Source organism: Lutibacter sp. HS1-25 (assembly GCF_004121075.1).
Lineage (GTDB): Bacteria > Bacteroidota > Bacteroidia > Flavobacteriales > Flavobacteriaceae > Lutibacter.
This window is the reverse complement of sequence record NZ_RHLN01000148.1, coordinates 1,480-1,802: the sequence shown is the minus strand read 5'-3', so window position 1 is coordinate 1,802 and position 323 is coordinate 1,480. Positions and strand designations below refer to the sequence as shown.

At 26.9% G+C, this 323-nt stretch carries 1 protein-coding gene; it reads right to left on the bottom strand.

Annotation, left to right across the window (positions count from 1 at the left end; all coding sequences use genetic code 11):
* Positions 1-80: 80 nt before the first annotated feature.
* On the bottom strand, positions 81-323 hold a 243-nt coding region (locus EC396_RS18035), incomplete at its 5' end, for a hypothetical protein (protein WP_205757973.1).

Here is a 323-nt window from a genome sequence, read left to right as displayed (position 1 = left end):
TAATAAATTATTTTCTCTTTCAAGTGTAATTAATTTATCAATTTTTTCTTTGTGAGATTTCATTTAATCTTTTTCGTTAATTAAAGCCAACGGGCTTTTATAAGATTTGTGCGACTGGAAAATCGGAGATTTTTCGGACGTAGCAAATCGTTGAAGTTAATTTTGAAAATCGGATAAAAAGTTCCAACCCAATAATTTGTCATCCAAATAGTATATTCACTCAAGTTTTTTTCGGCAATAGTTTCTCCCTTGTTGAACAAACTTGTAGAAATGTGATTTAATAAATTATTTTCTCTTTCAAGTGTAATTAATTTATCAATTTT